20 protein-coding genes are annotated in these 25,527 nt (G+C 72.3%); 12 read left to right on the top strand and 8 right to left on the bottom strand.

Annotated elements, in window-relative coordinates:
• The first annotated feature begins 141 nt into the window (after positions 1–141).
• The 4 genes from ABZY12_RS28565 (at position 142) to ABZY12_RS28550 (ending at position 4,809) form a co-directional block, all read left to right on the top strand.
• Complete coding sequence (locus ABZY12_RS28565) at positions 142–1,572, top strand: hypothetical protein (protein ID WP_356895269.1); 1,431 nt, start codon at positions 142–144, stop codon at positions 1,570–1,572.
• Positions 1,569–2,753: a hypothetical protein gene (locus ABZY12_RS28560; RefSeq protein WP_356895267.1), complete on the top strand. Its 1,185-nt coding sequence runs from the start codon at positions 1,569–1,571 to the stop codon at positions 2,751–2,753. The genes ABZY12_RS28565 and ABZY12_RS28560 overlap by 4 nt, the downstream gene beginning before the upstream one ends.
• Before the next feature lie 143 nt (positions 2,754–2,896).
• Positions 2,897–3,928 (top strand): glutamine synthetase, encoded by a 1,032-nt coding sequence (gene glnII, locus ABZY12_RS28555; RefSeq protein ID WP_356895265.1) that lies wholly within the window; start codon positions 2,897–2,899, stop codon positions 3,926–3,928.
• Positions 3,929–4,260: 332 nt separating this feature from the next.
• The gene (locus tag ABZY12_RS28550; RefSeq protein ID WP_356895263.1) at positions 4,261–4,809 is read left to right on the top strand and encodes a winged helix-turn-helix domain-containing protein; all 549 of its coding nucleotides are present in this window, start codon (positions 4,261–4,263) and stop codon (positions 4,807–4,809) included.
• Here the strand turns inward: ABZY12_RS28550 and ABZY12_RS28545 are convergent, their stop codons facing one another.
• Both ABZY12_RS28545 and ABZY12_RS28540 read right to left on the bottom strand, forming a co-directional pair.
• Positions 4,810–6,255 carry a PepSY-associated TM helix domain-containing protein gene (locus ABZY12_RS28545; RefSeq protein WP_356895261.1) on the bottom strand — a complete coding sequence of 482 codons (1,446 nt, stop codon included), beginning with the start codon at positions 6,253–6,255 and terminating at the stop codon, positions 4,810–4,812.
• 62 nt (positions 6,256–6,317) lie between these two features.
• Entirely contained in the window at positions 6,318–6,896 is a 579-nt protein-coding gene (locus ABZY12_RS28540) for a hypothetical protein (protein WP_356895259.1), read from the bottom strand.
• Between the two features lie 238 nt (positions 6,897–7,134).
• Here ABZY12_RS28540 and ABZY12_RS28535 point away from each other — a divergent pair, with 238 nt between their 5' ends.
• Together ABZY12_RS28535 and ABZY12_RS28530 are read left to right on the top strand one after the other, a co-directional pair.
• On the top strand, positions 7,135–8,148 hold the full coding sequence (locus ABZY12_RS28535) for an NAD-dependent epimerase/dehydratase family protein (RefSeq protein WP_356895257.1): 1,014 nt from the start codon (positions 7,135–7,137) through the stop codon (positions 8,146–8,148).
• A gap of 32 nt (positions 8,149–8,180) precedes the next feature.
• The gene (locus ABZY12_RS28530) at positions 8,181–9,578 is read left to right on the top strand and encodes a DUF1996 domain-containing protein (protein ID WP_356895255.1); all 1,398 of its coding nucleotides are present in this window, start codon (positions 8,181–8,183) and stop codon (positions 9,576–9,578) included.
• A gap of 2 nt (positions 9,579–9,580) precedes the next feature.
• Here the strand turns inward: ABZY12_RS28530 and ABZY12_RS28525 are convergent, their stop codons facing one another.
• Positions 9,581–9,952 carry a hypothetical protein gene (locus ABZY12_RS28525; RefSeq protein ID WP_356895323.1) on the bottom strand — a complete coding sequence of 124 codons (372 nt, stop codon included), beginning with the start codon at positions 9,950–9,952 and terminating at the stop codon, positions 9,581–9,583.
• A gap of 162 nt (positions 9,953–10,114) precedes the next feature.
• On the opposite strand from ABZY12_RS28525, the gene ABZY12_RS28520 reads away from it, so the two are divergent.
• From ABZY12_RS28520 to ABZY12_RS28505, 4 genes are all read left to right on the top strand, one after another.
• A complete protein-coding gene (locus ABZY12_RS28520) occupies positions 10,115–10,915 on the top strand; it encodes a tyrosine-protein phosphatase (RefSeq protein WP_356895253.1) in 801 nt (266 codons plus the stop codon).
• 127 nt (positions 10,916–11,042) lie between these two features.
• Complete coding sequence (locus tag ABZY12_RS28515; protein WP_356895251.1) at positions 11,043–12,974, top strand: hypothetical protein; 1,932 nt, start codon at positions 11,043–11,045, stop codon at positions 12,972–12,974.
• A gap of 129 nt (positions 12,975–13,103) precedes the next feature.
• A complete protein-coding gene (locus tag ABZY12_RS28510; RefSeq protein WP_356895249.1) occupies positions 13,104–13,988 on the top strand; it encodes a metal-dependent hydrolase in 885 nt (294 codons plus the stop codon).
• Positions 13,985–15,061, top strand: a complete 1,077-nt coding sequence (locus ABZY12_RS28505; protein ID WP_356895321.1) for a PDR/VanB family oxidoreductase — start codon at positions 13,985–13,987, stop codon at positions 15,059–15,061. Before ABZY12_RS28510 ends, ABZY12_RS28505 begins: the two co-directional genes overlap by 4 nt.
• Here ABZY12_RS28505 and ABZY12_RS28500 read toward each other — a convergent pair whose 3' ends face one another.
• A complete protein-coding gene (locus tag ABZY12_RS28500) occupies positions 15,062–15,328 on the bottom strand; it encodes a hypothetical protein (protein WP_356895247.1) in 267 nt (88 codons plus the stop codon). It lies immediately after the preceding gene.
• A 38-nt stretch (positions 15,329–15,366) separates the two neighbouring features.
• Here ABZY12_RS28500 and ABZY12_RS28495 point away from each other — a divergent pair, with 38 nt between their 5' ends.
• A complete protein-coding gene (locus ABZY12_RS28495; RefSeq protein ID WP_356895245.1) occupies positions 15,367–16,080 on the top strand; it encodes a TetR/AcrR family transcriptional regulator in 714 nt (237 codons plus the stop codon).
• 45 nt (positions 16,081–16,125) lie between these two features.
• Here the strand turns inward: ABZY12_RS28495 and ABZY12_RS28490 are convergent, their stop codons facing one another.
• Positions 16,126–16,458 (bottom strand): isomerase, encoded by a 333-nt coding sequence (locus ABZY12_RS28490; protein WP_356895244.1) that lies wholly within the window; start codon positions 16,456–16,458, stop codon positions 16,126–16,128.
• A 52-nt stretch (positions 16,459–16,510) separates the two neighbouring features.
• Between ABZY12_RS28490 and ABZY12_RS28485 the strand changes: the two genes are divergently transcribed.
• The gene (locus tag ABZY12_RS28485) at positions 16,511–17,023 is read left to right on the top strand and encodes a GNAT family N-acetyltransferase (protein ID WP_356895242.1); all 513 of its coding nucleotides are present in this window, start codon (positions 16,511–16,513) and stop codon (positions 17,021–17,023) included.
• A 48-nt stretch (positions 17,024–17,071) separates the two neighbouring features.
• On the opposite strand, the gene pulA is transcribed toward ABZY12_RS28485, so the two are convergent.
• The 3 genes from pulA to ABZY12_RS28470 all read right to left on the bottom strand — a co-directional run bounded on the left by pulA (position 17,072) and on the right by ABZY12_RS28470 (position 25,454).
• Positions 17,072–22,468 (bottom strand): pullulanase-type alpha-1,6-glucosidase, encoded by a 5,397-nt coding sequence (pulA, locus tag ABZY12_RS28480; protein ID WP_356895240.1) that lies wholly within the window; start codon positions 22,466–22,468, stop codon positions 17,072–17,074.
• Positions 22,469–22,536: 68 nt separating this feature from the next.
• Positions 22,537–24,237, bottom strand: coding sequence for a carbohydrate-binding module family 20 domain-containing protein (locus ABZY12_RS28475; protein ID WP_356895238.1), 1,701 nt, complete (start codon positions 24,235–24,237; stop codon positions 22,537–22,539).
• Between the two features lie 212 nt (positions 24,238–24,449).
• Positions 24,450–25,454, bottom strand: coding sequence for a LacI family DNA-binding transcriptional regulator (locus tag ABZY12_RS28470; protein ID WP_356895319.1), 1,005 nt, complete (start codon positions 25,452–25,454; stop codon positions 24,450–24,452).
• Positions 25,455–25,527 lie beyond the last annotated feature (73 nt).

Below are 25,527 nucleotides of genomic sequence, written 5' to 3'. Positions count from 1 at the left end.
CCCGTTGCCCTGCCGGTGTTACGTTTCCCCGGCCGGCCGCGGGACTTCGGCGCGACTTCCGGGACCTGCCTCTGAAGCAACGTTTTCGCTGTTCGCGCCCCCATTCCCCGGCCGGCACCCGACCACCGCGAGGGGGATCGCATGACGGAGACGCTCTCCGAGCTCATCGCCGCCGAGGACGTCCTCCTCTTCGTCAACGCGGCCGTGACCGCCACCGGCCAGCGCGAGTTCCGTGCGTCGGCGGGCGAGCAGCGCCTCTCCCTCTCGTTCCTGCACGAGTACGTCCGCGTCAACTACCGGTCCGTGTACGCCGCCGCGCTCGCGCTCGACATCAACGACCACAACGCCGTGGCGATCGTCGAGCGGTTGCTGCGCACCTCCGACGAGGCCGACGGCCCGGCCGGGAAGCGCGCCGAGGGACGGCTGATCGCCGCCCGGCTCGCGCTGCTGCCCCCGCAGCGGGTGTACCGGCTGTTCCGCGCCCTGCGCGCCGCCGGGGTCAACAACCGTCGCACGCGCGCGATCGTGCGCGACTGGCTGGCCACCCGCGCCGCCCGCGCCGATCTCGCGCACGACGCCGTCAAGTACCGCACCGGGCTGAAGACCGCCGCCCGTCACACCCACCTGCCCTTCGCCGATCCCGAGGTGGGGGACTTCCTCTTCGCACCCGGCCGCCGGGTCCGCTACGAGCACGCTCTCCTGGACGCGCACCGACGCGCGCACTACGAGCAGGCGGCGCTGTACGCGCTGCCGTTCACCGTCGCCGAGGGCTTCGCGGCCAGGCACCGGGTGCCGCGCGATGTCTTCCTGGAGCGGATCGCGCCCCGGATGACCCGCCTGGAACGACTCCGTACGCAGCGGAGCGGGCCCACCGCCGACCTGGCCGCCATGCCTCTGACCCGACTCGCGCTGTACGTCCTCTCCCTCCCCTTCGGGGAGAGGGTGGCGCGCCGGGCCGAGCTGACGGGGGCGCTGCGGGCGGCCGCCCGCCGGGTGGCGGGGCCGTACGCCGGGAGCTGGGGGCGGGTGGCGGCCGTCCTCGACGACAGTTACTCCTCCTCGGGCTCGGCCGTGAAGCGGCGCCGACCGCTGGCCGTCGCGCTGGGCTGCCATTTCCTCCTCGAAGCGCTGGCGGCGCCGGGAGCGTACGGGGCGCACTGGACCTCGGGCGGTACCGATCCGCTCCTCGTGCGGCCCTGGGGTCCGACGCCGCTCGGTGCGCGCGTTCTCGATGCCCTGGACACCCCCGCCCTCGACCGGCTGGTGATCGTCTCGGACGGCTGGGACAACGCTCCGCCGGGCCTCGCGGGCGAGGTGCTGCGCGTCTGGCGGACCCGCCTGGATCCGGGGCGGCGCACGCGTGCGGTGCATGTGAACCCCGTATACGACGCCGACGGTTTCGATGTGCGACGCCTCGCGCCGAGTGTGCCGACGGCCGGGATCAGGGACGCGGAGGATCTGGCGGCGCTGGTGGAGATCGCGCAGTTCGCCGAGGGGCGGACCGGGCTCACGGAGCTTCAGGCGTATCTCGACCGGCGGGTGGAGCTTTTCCTGAAGGGAGCCCCCTCATGACCCGGATCGATCTGACCGGGCTGGACGCCCGGCCGGCGCAGGTGTGGGGCGGGGTCCGGCTCGTTCCGCTCGTACGGCCGGAGCCGATGGAGGGCCTGCGGCTGCACCGCGAGATCTACGACGGGTACGGCGAGGAGGACCGCGACGTCCATGGGCAGGCCTACGGGGAGGTGCTCCTCGGCGACCGCACCGTCTACACCTCGTACATTCCGCACGGCTTCGTCGCGGACTGGTCGGGGGACGGTACCGAAGCGGCGGCGTACGGCACCCGGCTCGGCGGGGAGCCGCCCACCGTCCCCGTCCGTCGCCACCACCGTCTCGCCAAGCGTCTGCGCAAGGACGGACGGGCGGAGCGGCGGCTGCGCTTCCTCCCCCTCCATCTCGCCCTGGAGGGTTATCTCGCGCTCCACTTCGGCGGACCGTCCGTGGTCTGGGACGAGTGGTCCCAGCAGGCGGTACGCCAGGGCCTGTCGCCGCGCGCGGAGGCGGCGTACGCGGGAGGGCGGGTGCCCGGCCTCGCGGAGGCGCTGCGGATCTTCGAGATCCATCCGGGGCAGTGCGGGCTCATGCTGTACGTCGCCGACTCCCTCGCCGCCGCCTTCGTCGTGCCGCACCCGGCCGACTACCGGGTGCTGCATCCGACCCTGGTCGAGGACCTGTACGGGGAGCTGGTCCATCAGTACGCCTGCTACGGCGCCCCGGTGGCCGAGTTCACGGCGCGCATCCGGGACACCGGCCGGATCCGCACCCTCGCCGGTCTGCGGGCGGCGGCCGGCGCGCAGGAGCGGTCCTGGGCGGAGGCGCACGGGTCGCTGATGGCACGGGACCTGCTGGAGACGCCGTACGCCTTCGAGCGCGTCCATCGAATGGATTCATACGATCTGTACCGTTTCCTTCCGCCGTTCCAGCGGGCCGGTCAGGAGCAGCACATCGGTGAGCTGATCGCCGACCACAAGGGGCGGACCGCCTATCTGAAGACCTTCCGGCTCTCGGAGAGCCAGATCAGGCGAGGTCATCTGCTGCGCCGTCTCGCCGACCACGACTGGCACCTGGGGCGCGCGGCGCAGGCCCTCGGCACGACATACGCCGAGGTCGTACGGCGTGTCGAGGGTGCGGGCCTCGGCTCGCTGCTGAACGCGCACGTGGTCGCACGGCGGATCAGGGAAAAGCGGGAAAGCTGAGTAACACGGGGTTCACAAACGGGCAACGGGCGGGAAATCCCGTGTTGCGAAGCTGCGCGCAGACACAGAGCACGACCCCGCAGCTCTCGCAGCGTCGCGAGCCGCCGCGAGTACCCGCAGCGCACGCCCAAAGGATGAGGCCCGTGACCTTCAAGGCTGAGTACATCTGGATCGACGGCACCGAGCCGACCGCGAAGCTTCGCTCGAAGACGAAGATACTGCCGGGTACGGGTGCCACCCTCGACGAGCTGCCGATCTGGGGCTTCGACGGATCCAGCACGAACCAGGCCAAGGGCCACGCCTCGGACCGTGTCCTCAAGCCGGTCTTCGTCTGCCCGGACCCGATCCGCGGCGGCGCCGACATCCTGGTGATGTGCGAGGTCCTCAACACGGACATGACGCCGCACGAGTCCAACACGCGCGCCGCGCTGGCCGAGGTCTACGCGAAGTACGCCGACCAGGAGCCGATCTTCGGCATCGAGCAGGAGTACACCTTCTTCGACGGCGAGCGTCCGCTCGGCTTCCCGGTCGGCGGCTTCCCGGCCCCGCAGGGCGGCTACTACTGCGGTGTCGGCGCCGACGAGATCTTCGGCCGTGACGTCGTCGAGGCGCACCTGGAGAACTGCCTGAAGGCGGGTCTGGGCATCTCCGGCATCAACGCCGAGGTCATGCCCGGCCAGTGGGAGTTCCAGGTCGGCCCGCTGGCGCCGCTGGAGGTCGCCGACCAGCTGTGGGTGGCGCGCTGGCTGCTCTACCGTACGGCCGAGGACTTCAAGGTCTCGGCGACGCTGGACCCGAAGCCGGTGAAGGGTGACTGGAACGGCGCGGGCGCGCACACCAACTTCTCCACGAAGGCGATGCGCGAGGGCTACGACGCGATCATCACCGCGTGCGAGTCCCTGGGCGAGGGCTCGAAGCCGCTCGACCACGTCAAGAACTACGGCGCGGGCATCGACGACCGTCTGACGGGTCTGCACGAGACGGCCCCGTGGGACGAGTACTCCTACGGCGTCTCGGACCGCGGCGCCTCGGTCCGCATCCCGTGGCAGGTCGAGCAGGACCGGAAGGGCTACATCGAGGACCGCCGCCCGAACGCGAACGTCGACCCCTACGTGGTGACGCGCCTTCTGGTGGACACCTGCTGCGAGGCCCTGGAGAAGGCCGGCCAGGTCTGATCCGCCCCGGCACGAAGAAGGGCGCCCGCCGTCAGGCGGGCGCCCTTTCTCCTTTCCTGGAAGGGCCCTTGACCGGGGCTCTGGCCGGGGAGGGGCTGCTCATGCGGGGTTCCTTCTGGTTCAATGAGGGCATGGCCATCACCCAGAACGTCGCCGCGACGGGTCGTCACGACCTCGAGCCGTTCTGGCCTTCCCGTCAGCACCACGACTTCGACCGGGTGTGTTGCCGCGCGAGGAACGCGTCGGCCCTCTAAAGCCCCCGGCCTTCGGTCGACGCGCACGACGTACGAGACCTCTCCGTCCGTTTCTCCGCGCGAAAGAGCTGACCTCTCATGGCCCACACCCAGAGCGATTCCCTGAGCACCTCCCTCACGGCCGTCCGTCCCGGCCGGCACCGGCTCCGTGCCGTCGACCCCCAGGAAGCCGTCGACCTCGCCCGGGTCGCGGAATTCCTGCCGCCCGGCGCCACCCTGCTGCCCGCGCCCCCGCACACGCTGCCGGCGTTGCCCGGGCGACCGCCCATGGTCGGCTATCTCGTCCTCGTCCCGGCCGGCTGGCCGGCACCGACGGCCGCGCCGACGGAGGGTGCCGAGCCGCAGGAGGGGCCGGTGTCCATCGACAGCGCGCGACGGATCGCCGCCGTGGACGGGAAGCCGCTGGACCTCACCTACCTCGAGTTCGAACTGCTCGCCCATCTCGTCGCCCACCCCCACCGGGTCCACACCCGCGACCGGTTGGTGACGACGGTGTGGGGGTACGGGCATGTGGGCGACGGCCGGACCGTCGACGTGCACGTGGCCCGGCTGCGCCGCAAGCTGGGCGCGGAGCACCGCCGCACGATCCAGACCGTGCGGCGGGTCGGCTACAAGTACACGCCCTGATCAGGCAGGCGTCGCGACGTCCCGGTCACGCTTCCGGGACCTCGCCCTCGTCACGAGGCCGGTCACGAGGTCGGCGGCCAGGAACGCCAGCAGGCTCAGGCCCAGCATCGGTACGAACCAGCCCACCAGGGCCGTCGCGGCGAGCAGCGGCAGCAGCAGCGTCGGCGGAACCTTCCGCCACGCCCCGCGCGCGACCGGGCGGCCCGGGCGGCGCAGCCACCACATGCGGTAGCCCCAGAGGATCAGCAGGATGAGGGCGAGCGCGAGGGCGGCGAGGGCCAGCTGGTTGACCGGGCCCAGCAGGACGCCCATGTGGGCGTCGATGCCGAACCGGGTCAGCTGGGCGAGCAACGGATAGTCCGCGAAACGGAGTTCGTCCATGACCGTGCCGTCGGCCGGGTTCACCGCCACCGAGTCCAGATGGACCGGGAACTGGGTGTCGGTCTCCTTGACGACATAGCCCTTGCCCTCGGAGGGCAGGACGACGGAGATCTTCCCGTCGACGCCGGCCGTGCGGGCCGACTCGACGACCCTGTCGACACCGACGTCCGCGCCCGCCGGGGCCGGGTGGCCGGCGCCGTGGCCCACCCCGTGGCCCTCGTGCTCGGACGGGCCGCCGGCCGTCGCGCCTTCGAGCGTCGCCGAGACGGTCGGGGTGGCGCCGCCGAGCTGGTCCTGGACCGCGCCGATGTTCTCGCCCGCGTACCGCGACCAGGTCAGCCCGGTCGCGGAGAGGACGACGAGCCCCGTCACCGCCCACAGACCGACCGAACCGTGCCAGGAGAGGGTCCGGCGGCGGGATCTGGGGCCGCGCTCCGGTACGAACAGGGCGCGGCGGTTCTTCCTGCGGCGGCCGGTCCACAGCGCCAGGCCGCCGAGCGCGACCACCCACAGCCAGCTGGCGGCCAGCTCGCTGTAGTTGCGGCCGAGGTCGCCGAGGTGCAGATCGCGGTGGAGTTCGTCGATCCACGTACGCAGCGGCAGCGCGCCCGAACTGCCGTAGCTGGGCAGCTGTCCGCGTATCTCCCCGGTGTACGGGTCGACGAAGACGGCGAGGGACCTGCCCTCCTCGACGTCGGGGTCGGCCATCAGCACGCGGGTGGTGGCGCCGGGTTCGGAGGAGGGCCAGACGGCGGTGACGGTGCCGTTGGGGTTCACCTTGGTGGCGGCGTGCACCTGCCGCGAGAGCGGCACGGTCCGGTCCCCGACGGGGACCTCCAGCTCGTGCGCGTAGAGAACCTTCTCGGCCTGGAAGGAGAGGGCGTAGAGGAGCCCGCTGGCGGCGGCGACGAGCAGGAAGGGGGCGATGAGTACGCCCGCCCAGAAGTGGACGCGCAGGACGAGGGGGCGCAGGGCGCTCCAGGTCGTCGCGCGTTCGGGGGCGTCCGTGGCCGGGCCGGTGGGCGCTTCGGCCGCGTCCGGGCGCGCGGGATCGTCGATGGTCATGACTGTCCTCGGAGTGTGTGTCGGTGTCGGTGTCGTGCCGACAGGGGGAACCGGCCCCCGGGTCAGACGTGAGCTCCGAGGGCGGTGGCGCGGGTGGCGGACAGCCGGGGCGGCCCGCGCCGGGAGAGGGTGTGCGCGAGGACGACGCCGCGCAGCCTGCGGGGGCGCGGGCGGGCGCGTACGAGAAGCGGGGGTTCGGGGGCGGGCAGGTGCGCGACGGCGAGCAGCAGGCGCAGCGGGGTGAAGGCCGACGCCCCGACGGCCCGGCCGAGGGCGAAGAGCGCGGCCTCGCCGCGGGCCAGCCAGAGGCCGCAGACCACGGCGGCCAGGAGGTGGGCGGCGAGCATCCCGACGGAGGTGTGGCCGCCGGCCATGTCCAGGGCCGGGCTCGTGGTGGGATCCGGCATGGGCGCGTGCCCCATGGAGCCGTGCCCCATGGAGGCATGGCCCGCGCCGGTGTGTGTCCCACCGGCGTGCGGCTCAGTCGACGAGAAGATCAGGTGCAGCGCCGTCTGTACGGCAGACAGCCCGCCGCCGATCGCGAGCGGGCCCCGGCGCCGGCCGCTCACCAGCCACGCCAGTCCGCTCGTGACGGCGAAGGCGACGTACAGCGAACCGGGAGCGAGGTCGTGCGCAGACATGGATGAATGCCCCACAGCGGCCAATGTCACGCACACCGCCGCGAAGAGTGCGGCTCGCAGGGCGCGTATCGGCGACCGGGCATCCGTCATGGTCCGCACATGGTGACATCCCGCCGATGGCCGCGGGAGAGCGCCTCCCGGTCGCTCCCCGCACGCCTCCCGCGCCCTGCCTGGTTCCCGTTTCCTCCGGCAGCGGAACGGCTGTGCGAACGGCCGTCCCGGGGTGCACAGTCGTGGAATGAGACTTCTGATCTTGGGTGGTACGGAATTCGTCGGGCGCGCCGTGACCGAGGCCGCGCTCGCTCGCGACTGGGAGGTGACGGTCTTCCACCGGGGCCGTCATGAGCCTCCGGCCGGCGCGCGGACCTTGATCGGCGACCGCACGGCTCCGGCGCCGGAAGGGCTCGCCGCGCTGGCCGACGGAGAGTGGGACCTCGTCGTCGACACCTGGTCGTCGGCGCCTTCGGCCGTGCGGGACGCGGCCCGGCTCCTCGCCGACCGGGTCGGGCGGTACGTCTATGTGTCGAGCCGTTCGGTGTACGCCTGGCCGCCGGCGGCCGGTCTCGCCGAGGACGGTCCGCTGGTCGACGGCGACCCGGACGCCGGTGAGGTGCCGTACGCGCAGGCCAAGCGGGGCGGCGAGCTGGCGGCCCTCGACGCGTTCGGGCCCGACCGCACGCTGTTCGTCCGGGCGGGGCTGATCATCGGCCCGTACGAGAACATCGGCCGGCTCCCCTGGTGGCTGGGCCGGATCGCCCGGGGCGGCCCGGTCCTCGCGCCGGGGCCGCGCACGCTGCCGCTCCAGTACGTCGACGTCCGCGACCTCGCCGAGTGGACGCTCGACGCGGCCGGGGCCGGGCTGTCCGGCCCGTACAACCTGATCTCCCCGCCCGGGCACACCACCATGGGCGAGCTGCTCGACGCCTGCGTGCGGGCCACCGGTTCGGACGCCGAGCTGCGCTGGACCGACCCGGAGACGCTGCTCGCGGCCGGCGTCGAGCCCTGGTCCGACCTGCCGGTCTGGATCCCGCCGGGCGAGCTGTACGACGCGATCCACGCCGCCGACGTCTCCAAGGCGCTCGCCGCGGGCCTGCGCTGCCGGCCGGCGGCGGAGACGGTCGCGGACACCTGGGCCTGGCTCGAGTCGATCGGCGGATCGGCGCCCCAGCGGCCTGACCGGCCGCCGGTCGGCCTCTCCCCCGAACGGGAGGCCGCCCTGCTGTCGGACCGACGTCCGGCCGGCTCCGGCTGAACGCCCCACGCGTCCCTTCCGTATAGAGCCCCATGGGACGCACACGAAAACGTTCGACACGCGCGAAGCGCGTGGTGGCCGCCTCCGTCGCACTCGTCCTGGGCGGAGGCGGGCTCATCGCCGCCAATGTGTATGCCTCGGCCGGCGAGGGCCGGGGCGATCCGCCCGCCGGCCGGGCCGCGTCGCTCTCCACGATCGACTGCCCGGACGTGGCCGAGGAACTGTCCGAGGTACCGGAATCCGTACGGGGCGCGGTGGACCGGGAACTCGCCACGCTGGACAGCCAGATCACCGTGGCGTACCAGCGGTTCGCCGACAACAAGGAGCGGGCGGAGAACGATCCGGACTTCGCCGAGCGACAGATCCTGACCCCGCTGGAGAACGAGCGCCTCAACGTCCTCCAGCGGATCGGTCTCCTGCTCCAACAGCCGCCGCTGGAGAGTCTGGCGCCCTGCACCCTGCGGGCGGACGACGACGCTCCTCAGGAGGGCGAGGAGGGCGCCGGTGACGGGGACGACGCCGGTGACGAGGACGGCGCCGGCAACGGGCCCGAGGCCTCCGACTTCGTCGACATCCGGTCCGTGGCGCCCAATGTGAGCACCCCCCGGCAGCGGCGCGGAGCCTCCCGCGGCACCTTCACCACCGACTGCGGGCGCAACGAGAACGGCAAGTTCAACCCGGACAACGTGATCGTCGCGCCCGGTGTGAGCAACGGCGCCCACCACATGCACGACTACGTCGGCAACCAGGCCAACGACGCCTTCGCCAGTGACGACGACCTCGCCAGGGGCCGGACCACCTGCCGCAACCAGGGCGACCGTTCGACCTACTACTGGCCCGTGCTGCGGCTCCAGAACGGGCGGGCGGAGGCCGACGCCGAGGCCGACGGCGGCGGCAAGGACCAGAACGTCGGCGAGATCCAGACACCCGACGAGGTCACCCTGGACTTCGTCGGCAGTCCGGTCTCCAAGGTCACCGCGATGCCGCGCTTCCTGCGGATCATCACCGGGGACGCGAAGGCGTTCACCAACGGCGACGCCAACGCCAACGCCTCCTGGTCGTGCACCGGTTTCGAGGACCGTCAACTGAAAGACAAGTACCCGATCTGTCCGGCGGGCAGCAAGGTGGTGCGCACCTTCCGGTTCCAGAGCTGCTGGGACGGACGGAACACCGACAGCGCCAACCACCGGACGCACGTGGCCTTCGCCGATCCCGTCTCGGGCCGGTGCGGCGACGGCTTCCGGGCGATTCCGCAGCTCGTGCAGCGGATCGTGTACGACGTGCCGCCGGGCCCCGGGTTCGCCGTCGACTCCTTCCCGGAACAGCTGCACAAACCGGTCACCGATCACGGGGACTTCATCAACGTCTTCGACCAGCGGCTGATGAAGCGTCTGGTGAACTGCCTGAACGAGGGGCGCCGCTGTACCTAGCCTCAGTGGTGCCCGGCGGGGTGCGAGGAGTGCGGCGCGTGCGGCTCGGTGGTCTCGACCTGACCACCGAGCCGTTCGCGTACCCGCTCCACCGTCCGTGCGTCGCCGGCCACCGTCCACTTGCGGCCGACGAGGTACGAACCGCCGTAGTCCTTGGCCTCGTTGAGCCACTCGCGCTGGCCTCGGTCGCTGGCGAAGGTGAGCAGGACGTACGTCCCGTCGCCCGTCGCGCACGTCGCCTGACGCAGCTCGGCCGCCTCCGTCCGCAGGTCGGGCTCGCACTCCGCCTTCGCGGCGATCTGCTCCAGGGTGCCGGTGGCCTCCTCGGGGCCGTCGTCCCGGCCGCCGCCCCCGCACCCGGTCATCAGCACCATCGCGACGGCCAGGACCGCCGCCTCCGCCGTTCGCCGCGTCCGCTTCAGCATCCGCTCATCCTGCCCGTCCGCTCACATGTTCCGGGGCCGAACGCCAGGAGTGGTGGAATCCGATCGATTACGGTTTGGTACGAAAAGGACTGATCTGGAGGAGTCGACGCCATGCCCGCCATTCCCGCCACCGCCGTCGCCAACCTCCGCGACCTCGGCCCCCTCCCCCTGGGCGAGGGCCGCGGCGTCCGCCCCGGCCGGGTCTTCCGCTCCGGCCGGCTCGACCGTCTCGACTCGACCGACCCGGTGGTGGCCTCGCTGGGCATCCGTACCGTCGTCGACTTCCGGACCGCGGCCGAGCGCGCCGACCGGCCCGACCACGTCCCGGACGGCGGGCGGCTGCTCGTCGCCGACGTGCTCGCCGACCATCTGGCCACGAGCGGCCTGCCGCCCGCCGCACGGCTGAAGACCCTGCTCGGCGACCCCGTGCTCGCCCAGGAGGTGCTCGGCGGGGGCAAGGTGCGGGAGGCCTTCGCCCGCACCTACCGGGCCTTCGTCTCCACCGACTCCGCCCGCGCGGCCTACCGGGCCTTCCTGACCGAGCTGGGCGATCCCCGCGGCGGCCCGCTGCTCTTCCACTGCACGGCGGGCAAGGACCGCACGGGCTGGGCGGCGACGATCGTGCTGTCGGTCCTCGGCGCGGACGACGAGACGGTCATGGCGGAGTACCTCGCGGTCAACACGGCCGTCCGCCAGGCGTTCGCGCCGATGGTGGAGGGGTTCACGGCGCAGGGCGGCGATCCGGAGCTCGCTCTGGCCCTGATCGGAGTCGTGCCGGAGTACCTGACCGCGGCCTTGGACGAGGTGGCGGTCCGGCACGGCTCGATGGAGAAGTACGTACGGGACGGGCTCGGGGTACCGGACGAGGTGACGGACGTGATCCGCGAGCGGCTGACGGTGTACGCGGCCTGAGCCCCACGGCCACGCCGGGCCGCCGTGCGGGCGACGGGGGTGACCGGGAGGACCAGGACGACCGGGAGGACCAGGACGACCGGGGTGACCGGGGTGACCATCGCAAGATTCGCTCGTTCTGCTGAACGTGAGCACCCAGGAACTCGCCCCCTCCCCCCACGGCCCCGACCCCGCCCCGGGGCCCGTCGACGTCGAGCAGGCCGAGGCCGCGCTCGTCGAGCACTATCCGCGGCTGGTCCGGATCGCGTACCTCGTGCTGCCGCCCTCGCTGGGGCGCAACCGCCGGGTGCTCACCGCGCACGCGGTCGTCCAGCGGTCGCTGCCGCGCCGCCGGACGTCCGGCGGCGCCCTTCCGGCCGCGCGCCGGCCGGAGGACGCCGTCGACCCCGGCTACGCCTATGTGCGGGGCGAGATGCTGCGGCAGGCGCTGATCGCCGGGCTGCCGCTGAAGCGCCGGGCGCTGCCGCGCCGTGCCCAGTTCCCGCCGCTGCTGCCGCAGGTGTGGGGGCTCCGGCTGTTCCCGCGGGCCGGCGGTGCCGACGAACTGGCCCTGGACCAGCGGCTCTCCGCACTCTCCGGGCCCGCGCGGGCGGCTTACGTGCTGCGCGGACTCGAGCGGCAGGGCGACCCGGAGGTGCTGCGGGTGCTCGCGGCGGCGGGGGTGCCGGAGGCGGACGCGGAGGCGGCGCTCGCGGAGGCGGACGGGGTGGGGGCGGAGTACGGCCTGCTGGACTCGCCCGAGTTCGATCCGTGTTCGCTCCAGGCCCGGCCGACGGACCTCATGCGGCGCCGCCAGCACGGCAAGGCGGTGCTCGCCGCGACGGCGGCCGTGGCGGTGTGCGGGACGCTGCTCGGGCTGCCCGGGGACGGCTGGGGCAGAAACGGTGCTGCGGCGCCCGCGTACGCCCGTCATCCGGCGGCCGAGGCGGCGCTGGACCCGGGGAAGCTGAAGCGGGTCCCGCCGGGGTTCTGGCAGCGCTCGGCGCGCGTGGACTTCTCGGTGTGGCCGGAGCGCGGCGGCCTGGTCGGGGACCGGGCGCTGCTGCGGCGGGCCCTCGCGGTGTGGGCGCGCCCCGGCGGTTCGGTGCGGTCGTCGGCGACGCCCGGGACGCCGGTGGGACCGCCGATGGGCTCGCCGCAGCTGCTGTACGCGGGAGAGGTCGACGGCGTGCGGGTGGTGCTGTTCCACGACGGGCTGCGGGCGGTGCGGTACGCGGAGCCGGTCGCGGGGACGAGCGGTGCGGCGCTGGACTTCGCGCGGACGGACGGGGCGGACGAGGCCGGCTCTGCGGCGCTGATCGTCTCGCGCGCGGCGGGCAACGTCCGCTATCTGACGGCGCCTTGGGTACGGGAGACGGTGGTACGGGATCTGCTGGCGCCGTCGAAGAAGCCGTGGCCGCTGCGGCGGAACGCGGACGGGGTGACGGATCCGATGCCGAGCCCCGCCTCGGCGCGGACGTGCGCGGCCTGGAACGCGCTGCAGCTGCGGGACGGTACGGGCGTGCGGCTCCTGACCGACCTGGGGGAGCTGGCGCCCGCCCGGCTGACGGCGGGGCCGCCGGCGGCGCCGGCGGACGCCGCGGGCGAGGAGGCGGGGGCGGCGTGGGCGCGGACGGCATGCGGTCTGACGACGGTGCTCGCGCACGGGGTGCGGACGGTGAACTCCTGGCGGTTCGCCACGCAGCCGCTGCCGGAGGGCGGCGGCCGGGCCGCCTGGCTGTGCACCCGGGCGGAGACGTGGCGGGGCACCGGGAGCAGGGTGCTCGCCCAGTTCCAGGCACCCGTCGAGGCGCCGGCGGCGCTCGCGGCGAAGGCCGAGGAGTCCCCGGCGTGCGGGGCGCGGGACCCGCGGGTGCTGGCGGGCGTGCTGTGGCAGGCGAAGAGCGGCCAGTGGTACGTCCTGGCGGCGGGGAGCGGTGACTTCACGTCGCTGGAGACCTCGGGCGGGGTCGTGGGCCGCGCGGACGGACACCTCCTGGCCCTGCGGACGAGGCCGGGCACCCGGGCGGACCTCCACGGCACCCTGAAGGACGGCACGAGGGTGGGGGCGCTCCGGTAGAGGCACGCCCCCGGGGGGCCAGGACCGTCCAGGCCGTCGCCACCCGGCGCGCGCATCGACCGTCACCCCACCGCGAAAAGCCCGTGCACGACCCTGTCGCCGCCGCCTACGCCTCAGTACATTGACGCCATGTCTAATACGCAGCCCGCCCCGGTCGCGTCGGAGCACATCGAGCTCAAGGCCCGCAAGGTCTCCTTCGACTGGGAGGAGACCCCGCTCCACTGGGTTCCCGGCGACCCGTTCACCACCCACACCATCAACGTGCTGCACCTCCTGCTCCCCGCCGGCGAGCGGTGGTTCGTGCACGTCTACAAGCAGGTGCTCCCGCTCATCACCGACGACCGGCTGCGTGCGGACGTCATCGGCTTCATCGGGCAGGAGGCCGTCCACTCCCAGGCCCACGACGACGTCCTCCCCCACCTCAAGAAGCTCGGCCTCGACCCGACCCCGTACACCGCGCAGGTCGACTGGTTCTTCGAGAAGCTGCTCGGCGACCGGACCCTGCCGCCCGGCAGGCCGCGCCGCTGGTGGCTGATGGAGCGGGTGGCGATCATCGCCGCCATCGAGCACTACACCGCCTTCCTCGGCAACTGGGTTCTCAACGCCGAGGAGCTCGACCGCCGGGGCGCCGACCCCGCCATGCTGGATCTGCTGCGCTGGCACGGCGCCGAGGAGGTCGAGCACCGCTCGGTCGCCTTCGAGCTCTTCATGCACCTCGACGGCGGCTACCGGCGCCGGGTGCGCACCTGGGCGACCGCCTTCGCCGCACTGGTCTTCTTCTGGCAGCGCGGCGCCCGCTTCTTCATGGCGAACGACCCCACCCTCCACGACGGCAAGGCGTCGGTCGGCCAGTTCGTCCGCAAGGGCCGCCAGGGCGTCCTGCCCTCCACCCCCGACATGCTGCGCGCCATCCCCCGCTACCTCAGCCGCGCGTACCACCCCTCCCAGGAGGGCGACACCGCCCAGGCCGTCGCCTACCTCGCGAGCTCCCCCGGCGCCAACGGAGGTCACTGAGCATGCCGCGCCTGCGTACCGTCGTCCTCGTCGCCGGAACCGCGTTCCTCGCCACACGGGCCAAGCGCGCCGTGCGCCGCCGGATCAACGCCTCACCGCTGTGGCCCGTGCCCGCCCTCGACGAACCGACGTCGGGCCGCGGCCGTCTCTCCACCGTCACCCGCAGGGTCCTCGTCACCGAGCGCGGCGAGCCCGCCGAGGGCGTGGTCCGGCTCCGCCTCGAAGGCGCCGGACTGCCCGCCTGGCAGCCGGGCGCCCACGTCGACCTGGTCCTGCCGTCCGGCCTCGTGCGCCAGTACTCGCTCTGCGGGGACCCGGCCGACACGGACGCGTACGCCGTCGCCGCCCGTCTGATCGAGGACGGGCGCGGCGGCTCGCGCGAGGTGCACGACCAACTCCACGAGGGGACGGAGGTCGAGATCCGTGGCCCGCGCAACCGCTTCCCGCTCGTCGACGCCCCCGCCTACGTCTTCGTCGCGGGAGGCATCGGCATCACGCCCGTCCTGCCCATGCTGCGCGCGGCGGAGGACGCCGGCGCCGACTGGCGGCTGCTGTACTGCGGACGCGCCCGGGCCACCATGCCGTTCCTCGACGAGGTCGAGAAGCTGGGCGCGGGAGGCGACCGCGTGACCGTCGTCGCCGAGGACGAGTCGGGCCGGCCGGAGCTCGGCTTCCTCTCCGAGGTGACGGAGGAGACCGCGGTGTACTGCTGCGGTCCGGACGGTCTGATGGACGCGGTGGCCGCCGCGATGCCGCCGGGCCGCGTCCCGTACCTGGAGCGCTTCTCCCCCGCCGCCACGACCGGCGGCGGCGACCCCTTCGAGGTCGAACTCCTGCGCGCCGGACGTACGTTGACGGTGGCACCGGACCAGTCGGTGCTCGCCGCCGTCCGGGCCGAGGTGCCCGGCGTCCCGTACTCCTGCGAGCAGGGATTCTGCGGAACCTGCCGACAGCGGGTCGTGGAGGGCGAGATCGACCACCGGGACGAGCTGCTCACCGACGCCGAGCGCACCGACTCGATGCTGATCTGCGTCTCGCGGTGCGCGGGCGAGCGGCTGGTCATCGACCTCTGATCAGGGGAGGATCAGCCAGTCGAAGGCCAGCGCGGCGCCGAGCCCGCCCACCAGGAGCCAGGTCCCCAGCCGCGTACGGCCGTTGCGGGACAGCTCGATCACCACGCCGCAGAGGATCATGGCGAGGCCGTAGACCCCGACCACGAGGACGGACGTACGGCTGGCCAGCCGGATCACCAGGACCGCCGCCATCGCGACCAGCAGGACGGACGCGGCCGCCACCCGCAGTCGGCGGGCCTGCCTCGGAGTCAAACCGGATGTGCTCATGTGGTGGGAGCGTAACGGACGCCCGTTAGGCTGTTCGCATGACGACCGGGGTGCGCCGCAGGATGGGCGTCGAGGAGCGCAAGCAGCAGCTGATCGGGGTGGCCCTGGAGCTGTTCAGCCACCGTTCGCCCGACGAGGTCTCCATCGACGAGATCGCCGCGGCCGCCGGGATCTCGCGGCCGCTCGTCTACCACTACTTCCCCGGCAAACAGAGCCTGTACGAGGCGGCGCTGCGGCGGGCGGCCGACGAGCTGGCCGCCCGGTTCCTGGAGCCGCCGCGGGGACCGCTGAGCGGGCGGCTGCTGCGGGTGATGGGACGGTTCTTCGACTTCGTGGAGGGGCACGGCCCGGGGTTCGCCGCGCTGATGCGCGGCGGGCCGGCGGTGGGCTCGTCCACCACGAACGCGATGATCGACGAGGTGCGGCAGGCCGCCTACGAGCAGATCCTCGCCCACCTGGAGGTGACGAACCCCTCCGCCCGGCTCGAACTGGTCGTCCGCTCCTGGGTGTCCCTCGCCGAGTCGACCGCGCTGCTCTGGCTGGACGGCCGGCGGATTCCGCGCGCCGAGCTGGAGTTGCAGCTGGTGCACGACTTCGCGGCGCTGGCCGCCGTCAGCGCCGCGTACGACGAGGGGATGGCGGACGTCGTCGTCCGGATCCTCGGCGACGAGCCGGCCGACGGCCCGTTCGGCGACCTGGTCGGCCGGCTGCTCACGCTGGCGCCCCAGGCGCCGACTCAGCCCATGCCGTAGCCCGGCCCACGCCGCTCAGCCGAGGCGTCCAGCCCGTGCCGTGGTTCAGGCCTTGCGGTAGGAGGGTTCCAGGTCACGCGCCTCGACGGAGATCCGAACGCCCTCCGACTGCTTGAGGTGGGCGGGCAGCAGCGCGAGCACGGCCTCCGTCAGGCGGGCCTTGGTCTCCTCCGTGCGGCCCGGCAGCAGGGCGATGTCGACATGGACGACGACGTCGTCGGTCGAGCCGTCGCCGCAGACCGTCTCCTCGATCTCACGGAAGCGGGTCTTGCAGGCGTCGAGCCGAGTGTCCACCGTCTCCACGACGAGCGGGTGCAGGGCGAGCGCGAAACCGCGCCGGTCGAGCGGCGCGGAGTAGTCCACGGTGATCTGCGGCATGGGGGTCACTCCCGGTCGTACGGATGTCTGGCCACACCCTTACGGTGATCGCATGAGCGCACAAGTGACCTTCCGGCAGGCGGACGACGGTGATCTGGACCTTCTGGTGGGTTTGTTCGACGGGGCGGCGCACTGGATGGTGCGCAACGGCATCGACCAGTGGAAGCCCGGCGACAAGACCGCGGAGCACTTCCGGACGCGGATGGCCGCCGGCGAGGTGTGGCTGGCGTCCCGCGACGGCCGGGCCGTCGGGGCGTACGAGCTGTGGTGGGAGGACGAGCGGGTCTGGGGACCGCAGCCGCCGGTGGCGGGTTATGTCCACCGGCTGATGACCGACCGGGAGTCCGCCCCGGCCGGCACCGGCCGCGTGCTCCTCAGGCACGCGGAGGAGCGGATCGCGGCCGGTGGGCGGAGGCTGGCGCGACTGGACTGCGAGGCGCGCGATCCCCGGCTGCGGACGTACTACGAGTCCGCGGGGTACGCGGCGGTCGTCGAGGAGCTGGAGAAGGTCGCCGCCGACGGGCGGCGGTACCGGGTCACGCTGCTCGAGAAGGCCGTGGCCTGACGGCCGGCCCGGCGCCGGGTGGACCCCGGCGCCGGGTCGGCCGGTCCCTCACCGGGCGGTGAAGACGGCCACCGTCCGGGCCGGAACCGTGAAGGTGCCCGAACCGGCCTCGTACGAGGCGGACTTGACCGTGGCGTCCGCGCCCGAGGCCTGCACCGGGTGCAGGCGGTGGGCCGTGCCGGCCAGGGCGGCGACCCGCTGGGTCTGCCGCTCCGGGGTCGCGTTGAAGACGACGACCAGATCGCCGAGGCGCATGGTGATCACGCCCGGGGTCTCACCGGTGCCGGAGAGCGGGAAGGACAGGGCGTCCTGGACCTGCCCGGCGGTGGCGAGGGAGAAGACCGGCTCGGTGGTACGGATCTTCTGAAGGTCCCGGTAGGCGGCCGAGGCACCGTCGATCTGCGCACAGCCGACCGTCAGCGACGGGGCGGTGAGCAGCGGCTTTCCGTACCCCCACTTGGCCTTGTTGTCGGCGGCCGGGGGCAGTCCGCGGCCGAAGCCGTTGCCGTCGCGGCAGTCCCAGTGGATCGCGTTGAACCAGTCGCCGCTGTCGTACGAGTTGCGGTCCAACGACTTCGACCGCAGCAGGTCCGAGCCCGCCTGGGAGAGCGCGGGACCCTGCGAGAGCGTCGCCGTCGCCATGGCGAGGACCTGCGCCCTGGCCCGGTCGGCGGCCGAGGTGTCCGCCGGCAGCTTGAAGGCGAGCGCGTCGTACAGGGTCTCGTTGTCGTGCGCGTCGGCGTAGGCGAGGGCGTCGCCGGGGGCGGCGGCGTAGCCGGCCGGGGCGCCGTTGTAGTCGACCTCGGCGCCCTTGACCGTACGCCCGGAGGTGTCGGTGAAGGAGTAGGAGGCGAGGTTGCCGGAGAGTCCGACCTTGATCAGGTCCTGGTAGTGCAGGAGGCGGGCCCTCTGCTGCTCGGGAGTACCGTTGGCGGACGAGGAGTTGGGGTCGGTGAACAGGCCGGAGGCGAAGCCCTGGACGCCCGGGTCCTCGTCGAAGGGGCCGCCGCCGCGGACGGCGTCGCGGGCCCGGTCGGAGAAGGTGGCGATGCCGGTGCCGGCCATGTTCTTCTGGGTTGCCTGGACGAAGCGGGCGTCGTCGGCGATCTCGCCGAAGTTCCAGCCCTCGCCGTAGAGGACGATCGCCTTTCCGTCGACGCCGTCCTTCTCGACGGTGAGCGCGTCGAGGGCCTCGCGGACGGCGAGGATGTTCGCCTTCGGGTGGTGGCCCATGAGGTCGAAGCGGAAGCCGTCCACCTTGTACTGCTTGGCCCAGGTGACGACCGAGTCCACGACGAGCTTGCCCATCATGGCGTTCTCGGGCGCGGTGTTGGCGCAGCAGGTGGAGGTGGCGACGGAGCCGTCGGCCTGGAGCCGCTGGTAGTAGCCGGGCACGATCCTGTCGAGGACCGACTTGTCGGACTGGCCGGCGGCGACGGTGTGGTTGTAGACGACGTCCATGACGGTGCGCAGTCCGGCGCCGTTGAGGGCCTGGACCATCTGCCGGAACTCGACCGTGCGGCGGGTGCCTTCGGGGTCGGTGGCGTAGGAGCCTTCGGGGACGGTGTAGTGCAGCGGGTCGTAGCCCCAGTTGTAGGCGTCCTTGGCCGCGGCGGCGGCCACGCAGGCCTGCTGCTCCTCGGAGTCGGGGGCGTGGGCCGGCAGGTCGCAGGCGGGGGTGGTCTGCTCGGACTTCTTCTCGGGGATGGTGCCGATGTCGAAGGCCGGCAGGAGGTGGACGTAGGAGGTTCCGGAGGCGGCCAGCTCGCGCAGGTGCTTCGAACCCTTGCTGCCGGCGTCCGTGAAGGCGAGGTAGGTGCCCTTGTGGTCGGCCTTCGCCGTCGGGTCCGCGATCGAGAAGTCGCGGATGTGCAGCTCCTGGATCTGGGCGTCCCGCAGCGGCACGGCGGCGGGCTTGGTCAGGGTCTTCCAGCCCGTGGGGGCCAGCTTCGGGTCGGCGAGGTCGGTGACCAGGCTGCGGGCCGAGTCGGTGGTCAGGGCGGTGGCGTAGGGGTCGGTGACCTTGTTGGTGACGACCTGCTGGACGCTGGGCGCCCAGACCTTCACGACGTACCGGTACGGCTTTCCGGTCCACGCGCGCGTGCCGGTGACCGACCAGACGCCGGAGGCGTCGTCACGGCGCATGGGCACGGTCTTCCCGTCGAGTTCGAGCGCGACGGACTGGGCGGTGGGCGCCCACAGGGAGAGGGTGGGACGGCCGTGGCGGAAGACCGGGCCGAGGGAGGCCGTGGTGGCCTTCGGCGCGTACAGGTCGTCGAGGACGCCGGCGAGCTGGACGCCGGTGGCGGTCAGGACGGCGCCGTTGGCCGCGTACTGGGCGGCGACGAGCTGGCCCTTGAGGGCCTCGCGGACGCGGTCGCGGTCGCGCGGGTCGACGGCGAAGGCTCCGTACGCCTTGAGGTGCGGGAAGGCGGCCTTCTGCGCGCCGGTCAGCTCGGTCCGGTTCAGGCGCAGCGCCTGGCGGTCGCCGGTGAGGGCGCCGTTCTCGACCTTGATCGAGCCGTCGCGGGAGGTGAGGAGCACGCTGGAGGCGGCGGCGTCGCTACCGTTCCAGGCGAGGGTGGTCTCGTCGATCCAGACGGCCTGGGCCTTGGTGAGGTCGAGCGCCGCGCCGCCGCCCTTGGGCTGCGGCAGCAGGTACTTCTCCTGGCCCGCGAGCATCCAGACCTCGTGGCCGTTCGCCTTGAGGTCGAGGGACTGGTCGGAGGGCAGGTCCTTCTCGTCGCCCTTGTGCAGGATGTAGCTGAGGGAGGTCGCTCCGGGCGCGAGGGGCACTTCGTAGACCGCGCCGTAGGCGTCGGTGCGCACCGGCTCCAGCGGCTTGGACCAGTCGGTGGGGTTCGCGGCGCCGGTCCAGGTGTGCAGGCCCCAGCCCGCGTAGTTCCCGTCGGCCCGCTTGTAGTGGAGGACGGCCTTGGTCGTGTCCTGGGGCGGGTAGGCGCCTTCGGGCGCGGCGTTGAGGACCTCGGGCTCGCCCTGCTCGATCCAGACCTCGCCGGTACGGGAGAGGTCGATGGCGCGGTCGGCGTCGGTGTCCTTGACGCCGTCCTTGTTCACGGCGATGAAGCCGACCGAGGAGGCGCCGGGCTTGAGCTTGACGTAGGCGAAGGCGCCGTACGCGTCACGGCCGGTGAAGGGCTTGCCGGCGGGCCAGGTGGTGCCTTCGCCCTCGGCGATGTCGCCCCAGGTGTAGAGGCCCCAGTCGTCGTAGTTCCCGTCCGCGCGCTTGTAGTGGACGACGGCGTAATCGCGCTGGGTGGCGGTCGGCGGCTGCTCGACGGCCGGGGCGCCGCTGGTGGTCGCGGCGGTGGCGCTCGCGGTGCGGCCGGCGCTGTCCACGACGACGGCCTTGTAGCGCAGGGCGGTTCCGGCGGGGGCGGTGATCTTCTGGGTGACCTTGTACGGGGCGTGGTCGGCGGAGCCGAGGACCTGCCACTGTCCGTTGCCGGTCTGGGCGGCGAAGACGACGCGGTTCAGCTGTCCGCCGTCGACGTCGGCGGAGATCTCGACGGTGCCCGTGGCGCCGGCCGCGGGGGCCTTGAGGGTGATCGTCGGCTGTGCGTCGGGCGCGGCGAGCGGCTTCGTCGCCTTGAGGACGAGGGAGCCGAGCGCCGGGACGGTGACCTTGATCCTGGTGTCGGCACCGCTGGTGACGCGGGTGTCGCCGCCGTGGATCGCGGTGAAGGCCGTGCCCGCGGCGGATCCGGTCGGGATCTCGACGGTCTTCGCCTCGGTGGAGCTGTTCACGGCGACGACGTACTCGGCGGGCCCGGTCTTGGCGCGCGCGCCGGTACGGGCTTCGGTACGGGAGAAGGCGTAGACCGAGCCCTCGGCGTACCGCTGCTGCTGGACGCCGTCGCGCAGCGCGGGGTTCTTCCGCGTGAGCTCGGCGAGGGCGGCGATCTGCCGGTAGAGGGGGTGCGAGGTGTCGTACGCGTCGGCCGCGTGGGTGCGGTCGGTGCCGAGCTGGTCGTCGTCCAGGTAGTCGGCGGCCTTCGACGCGAACAGGGTCTGGCGGGAGTCCTTGTCGCCGCCGGGGCCGGTGAAGCCCTGCTCGTCGCCGTAGTAGACGACGGGGTTGCCCCGGCTGAGGAACATCAGCTCGTTGGCGAGCCGGTAGCGCTGGAGCAGTTCGGCGTCGTCGGCCTTCGGGTTGTCCTGCTTGAGGAAGGTACCGAAGCGGCCCATGTCGTGGTTGCCGAGGAAGGGCACCGACTCGTAGGCGTTGGCCTTGTCGGTGGTGTAGCGGTAGTCCTGGGCGAAGAGGTTGGCCAGCTTGTCGGCGGAGCCGCTCTGGGAGGCGAAGGCGCGGGCGGCGTCCTGGAAGGGGAAGTCGAGGGTGGCGTCGAGGCGGCCCTCGGTCACGTACTTCGAGGTGATCTTCGGGTCGGCGGAGTAGACCTCGCCGAACATGAAGAAGTCGTCGCGGCCGCGCTTCGCGGCGTACTCGTCGAGGGCGGTGGCCCACTGGGTCCAGAACTCGGTGTTGACGTGCTTGACGGTGTCGATCCGGAAGCCGTCGATGTCGAAGTCGCGCACCCAGCGCTGGTAGATCTTCTCCATGCCCTCGACGACCTCGGGGCGCTCGGTCCACAGGTCGTCCAGGCCGACGAAGTCGCCGTACTCGGAGGACTCTCCGGCGAAGGTGGAGTCGCCCCGGTTGTGGTACATCGTGGGGTCGTTGAGCCAGGAGGGGACCTTGACGTTCTTCTTCTCCGGGGCCACCACCGGGGTGCGCAGGAAGGAGTCCTGGTCCACGCGCGGGAAGCGCCGCTCGCCGTCGGCGTAGTCGCCGTCGTCGAAGGGGACGCCGTCCTCGGTCAGGTAGGGGAAGGCGCCCTTGGAGAGGTAGCCGTAGGACTTCTCCTGGTAGTCGACGACGTCGGCGGTGTGGTTGGTGATGACGTCGAAGAAGACCTTCATGCCCTTGGCGTGGGCCTGGTCGACCAGCTTCTCCAGATCCGCGTTGGTCCCGAAGTGCGGGTCGACCTGGGTGAAGTCGGTGATCCAGTAGCCGTGGTAGCCGGCGCTCGCGTCCTTGCCGGTGCCCTGCACGGGCTGGTTCTTGAAGATCGGCGCCATCCAGATGGCGGTGGTGCCGAGGCCCTTGATGTAGTCGAGCTTCTTGGTCAGCCCCTTGAGGTCGCCGCCCTGGTAGAAGCCCTTGTCGGTGGGGTCGAACCCGGTGTCGAGACGGGTGCCGGTGAGACCGCCGCGGTCGTTGCGGGTGTCGCCGTTGGCGAACCGGTCGGGCAGGACGAAGTAGAACTGCTCCCGGGTGAGGTCGTGGCGGGCGGGCTGCGCGGCGAGCGCCTTGTCGGAGGGCGGTGGCGGGGGCGGGGGCGCCGCGGCGGCGGGGAGGGCGGGCACGAGGGCCGCGCACAGGGCGGTGGCCACGGCGGCCGCCGTTCTCTTGCGTATCACGAGGGTTCTCCCTGGAGGTACGGGAAGGAGGGCCGCCCCCGGCGGGGCGGCCCTGTGGGGTGGAGCGGTCAGCTGCGGAACGTGTCGTTCAGGACGACCTGGCCCGAGGCGGGGACCGTCGCGACGCGGTTCGCGCCGGACTCCCAGGTCACGTTGCCCGCCGCGTCCTTGCGGAGGTACTTGTACGCGAAGGACGTGTTCGCGGGCAGGGAGACGGTCAGCTTCCAGACCGGGTAGTTCGCCGGGTCCAGCTTCAGGGCCGAGGACGTCGACCAGTTGCCGAGCTCGGCGCGGTCGCCGGTGACGTAGATGTTCTGGCCGACGGCCGTCGTGGCGTTGACGTTGAAGGAGGCGCCGCTGCTCGCGGGCGGCGGGGTCGTGGAGCCGCTCCCGCACGTCTTGGCGTTGACGTGCAGCGCCACCGCCGTGTGCGCGCCGAGCGTCGCGGTGAACTGGCCCGCCGAGTTCACCGTCACGGCCGTGTTGCTCTGCACGTCGCAGTAGGTGCCGGCCGGCAGCGACGTCTGGTAGGTGCGGCTGAGCGAGGAGCCCTCGTGGTTGATCGCCACGAACGCCTTGGCGCCGCGCCCGAACGCGATCGCGTTGTTGCCGTTGTCCCACCAGTTCGTGACCGAGGTGCCCCGGGCCGCGTTGCGGAAGCCGACCATGGAGGCGATCTCGCGCCAGGCGTGCTGGCACTTCCAGCCGTCGGCGTAGCAGGCGTTCACCTGACCGCCGTTCGGCGCGCCCGCGTCCTTGTCGGACCACTCGTATCCGGAGTGGACGTCCGGGGAGCCGTACGGCCAGGCGAGCATGAAGACGTTCGCCAGCGTGTAGGTGGCGCCGTGCTTGTAGTTGAGGGTGTCGCCGCCGCGCTCGGTGTCGTGGTTGTCGACGAAGACTCCGGACTTGCCGGAGGACATGTACCCCCAGGACTCGCCGAAGTTGCTCAGGTAGGAGAGCTTCTCCGAGCCGAAGATCCGCTTGAGGTCCCGTGCGTAGCGGAACTCCTGCACGTCTCCGTTGCCGAGGTACTCGCTTGGCGAGACGGCCTCGCCCGCGCCGAATATCGCCTCCTGCTTCCAGTAGACGCCCGGGTTGGTCAGCCGTGACTTGATGTTGGCGAGGTCCGCGGCCGGCATGTGCTTGGCCGCGTCGATACGGAAGCCGTCGACGCCGAGGGAGAGCAGGTCGTTCAGGTAGGCGGCGATCCGGCCGCGCACCCAGTCCTCGCCGGTGTCGAGGTCCGGCAGGCCGACGAGTTCGCAGTTCTGGACGTTGGCCTTGTCCTGGTAGTTCGAGATCGTGGCGCGGCAGTCGTCCATGTCGGCGCCCGAGTAGAGGCCGGGGTAGTCGTACTTGGAGAAGGAGGTGCCGCCGGTGCCCGTACCGGAGGCGTTCGCCATGTGGTTGACGACGGCGTCGGCGACCACCTTCACGCCCGCCGCGTGACAGGTGTCGACCATGTTCTTGAAGGCGGTGCGGTCGCCGAGAGGACCGGCGATCTTGTAGCTGACCGGTTGGTACGCGGTCCACCACGTGGAGCCCTGGATACGTTCCTGGGGCGGCGACACCTGGACGTAGCCGTAACCGGCGGGGCCGAGCTGCTCGGTGCAGGCCTTCGCCACGGAGGCGAACTTCCACTCGAACATCACCGCGGTGACGTCCTTCTCACCGGGCGGTGCGGCCTGCGCGGAGGCGGGTGCCGTGACGGCCACAGCGGCTCCCGCCACGAAGGCGAGTGCAGCGGCCACGGTCTTTCTGGCCATGTTTCCTCCTGTGAAGGGGAGGTGCGGGGGGGGGGTGCGGGGATGGGGTGACGCAATCTCTTGCTGCAAGAAAGCAGCAACCATTTTCGGACGTGACCGTACGAGGGCCCCGCCGCCGGGTCAACCCCTCGGACACACTCGCGTCACCCGCCGGAAATCCAGGCGGTTCCTCAACGCAATCCCTTACGCAAGCACTTGCAGAAGTGCTACGTTCAACTTCGTCCCCGGGCCGGCTGGGCGGTGGACCCCCGTACCACCAGTTCCGGCTGGAAGACGAACTCCGTGCGCTGCACGGGATTCCCCTCGATCTCCTCCAGGAGCGCCCCGACCGCGGCCGTCGCCATCGCCTGCACCGGCTGGCGCACGGTGGTGAGCGGCGGACTGGTGAACGCGATCAGCGGCGAGTCGTCGAAGCCGACCACCGACACGTCGTCCGGTACGTCCAGACCCCGGGCGCGGACCGCGCGGATCACGCCGAGCGCCATCAGGTCGGACCCGCAGACGATCCCGGTGCACCCCTGGTCGAGCAGGATGTCGGCCGCCGCGTGCCCGCCCTCGACACCGAAGAGCGTGGGGCGGACGTACCGTTCGGCCTCCGCCCGCTCCATGCCGAGCAGATGGTGGAGCTCGGCGGCGAAGCCCTCCGCCTTGCGGCGCGAGGGCACATACCGCGTCGGGCCGATCGCCAGGCCGATCCGCTCATGGCCGAGCTCGACCAGATGCCGTACGGCCATCCGCGCCGCGGCCCGGTCGTCGGGCGAGACGAAGTTGGCGTCGACGTGTTCGTTGAAGCCGTTGATGAGGACGAACGGCACACCCCGGGCCGACAGCCGCACATAGCGGCCGGGATCGGCCATCGCGTCGGCATGCAGCCCGGACAGGAACACGATGCCGTTGACCCCGCGCTCCTCCAGCTGCTCGACCAGCTCGTCCTCGGTGGCGCCGCCGGGCATCTGGGTGCAGAGCACCGGGGTGTAGCCGTGCCCGGCCAGGACCTGCTCGATGACCTGGGCGAAGGCCGGGAAGATCGGGTTGGTCAGCTCGGGCACGACCAGACCGACCAGGCCGGCGCTGCGGCGTTTGAGCCGTACGGGACGTTCGTAGCCGAGCACGTCGAGCGCGGCCAGGACGCGGTGCCGGGTCGCGCCGGCCACGCCCGCCTTGCCGTTGAGGACACGGCTGACGGTGGCCTCGCTGACGCCCGACTGGGCCGCGATGTCCGCGAGCCGCGGGGGGGGGGGGGGGGGGCCCCCCCGCCGGGGGGGGGGGCCACCCCCCGGGCGGGAGGGC

The sequence above is a fragment of the Streptomyces sp. NPDC006551 genome, from assembly GCF_040611675.1.
Lineage (GTDB): Bacteria > Actinomycetota > Actinomycetes > Streptomycetales > Streptomycetaceae > Streptomyces.
This window is presented reverse-complemented; position numbering and strand designations above follow the sequence as displayed.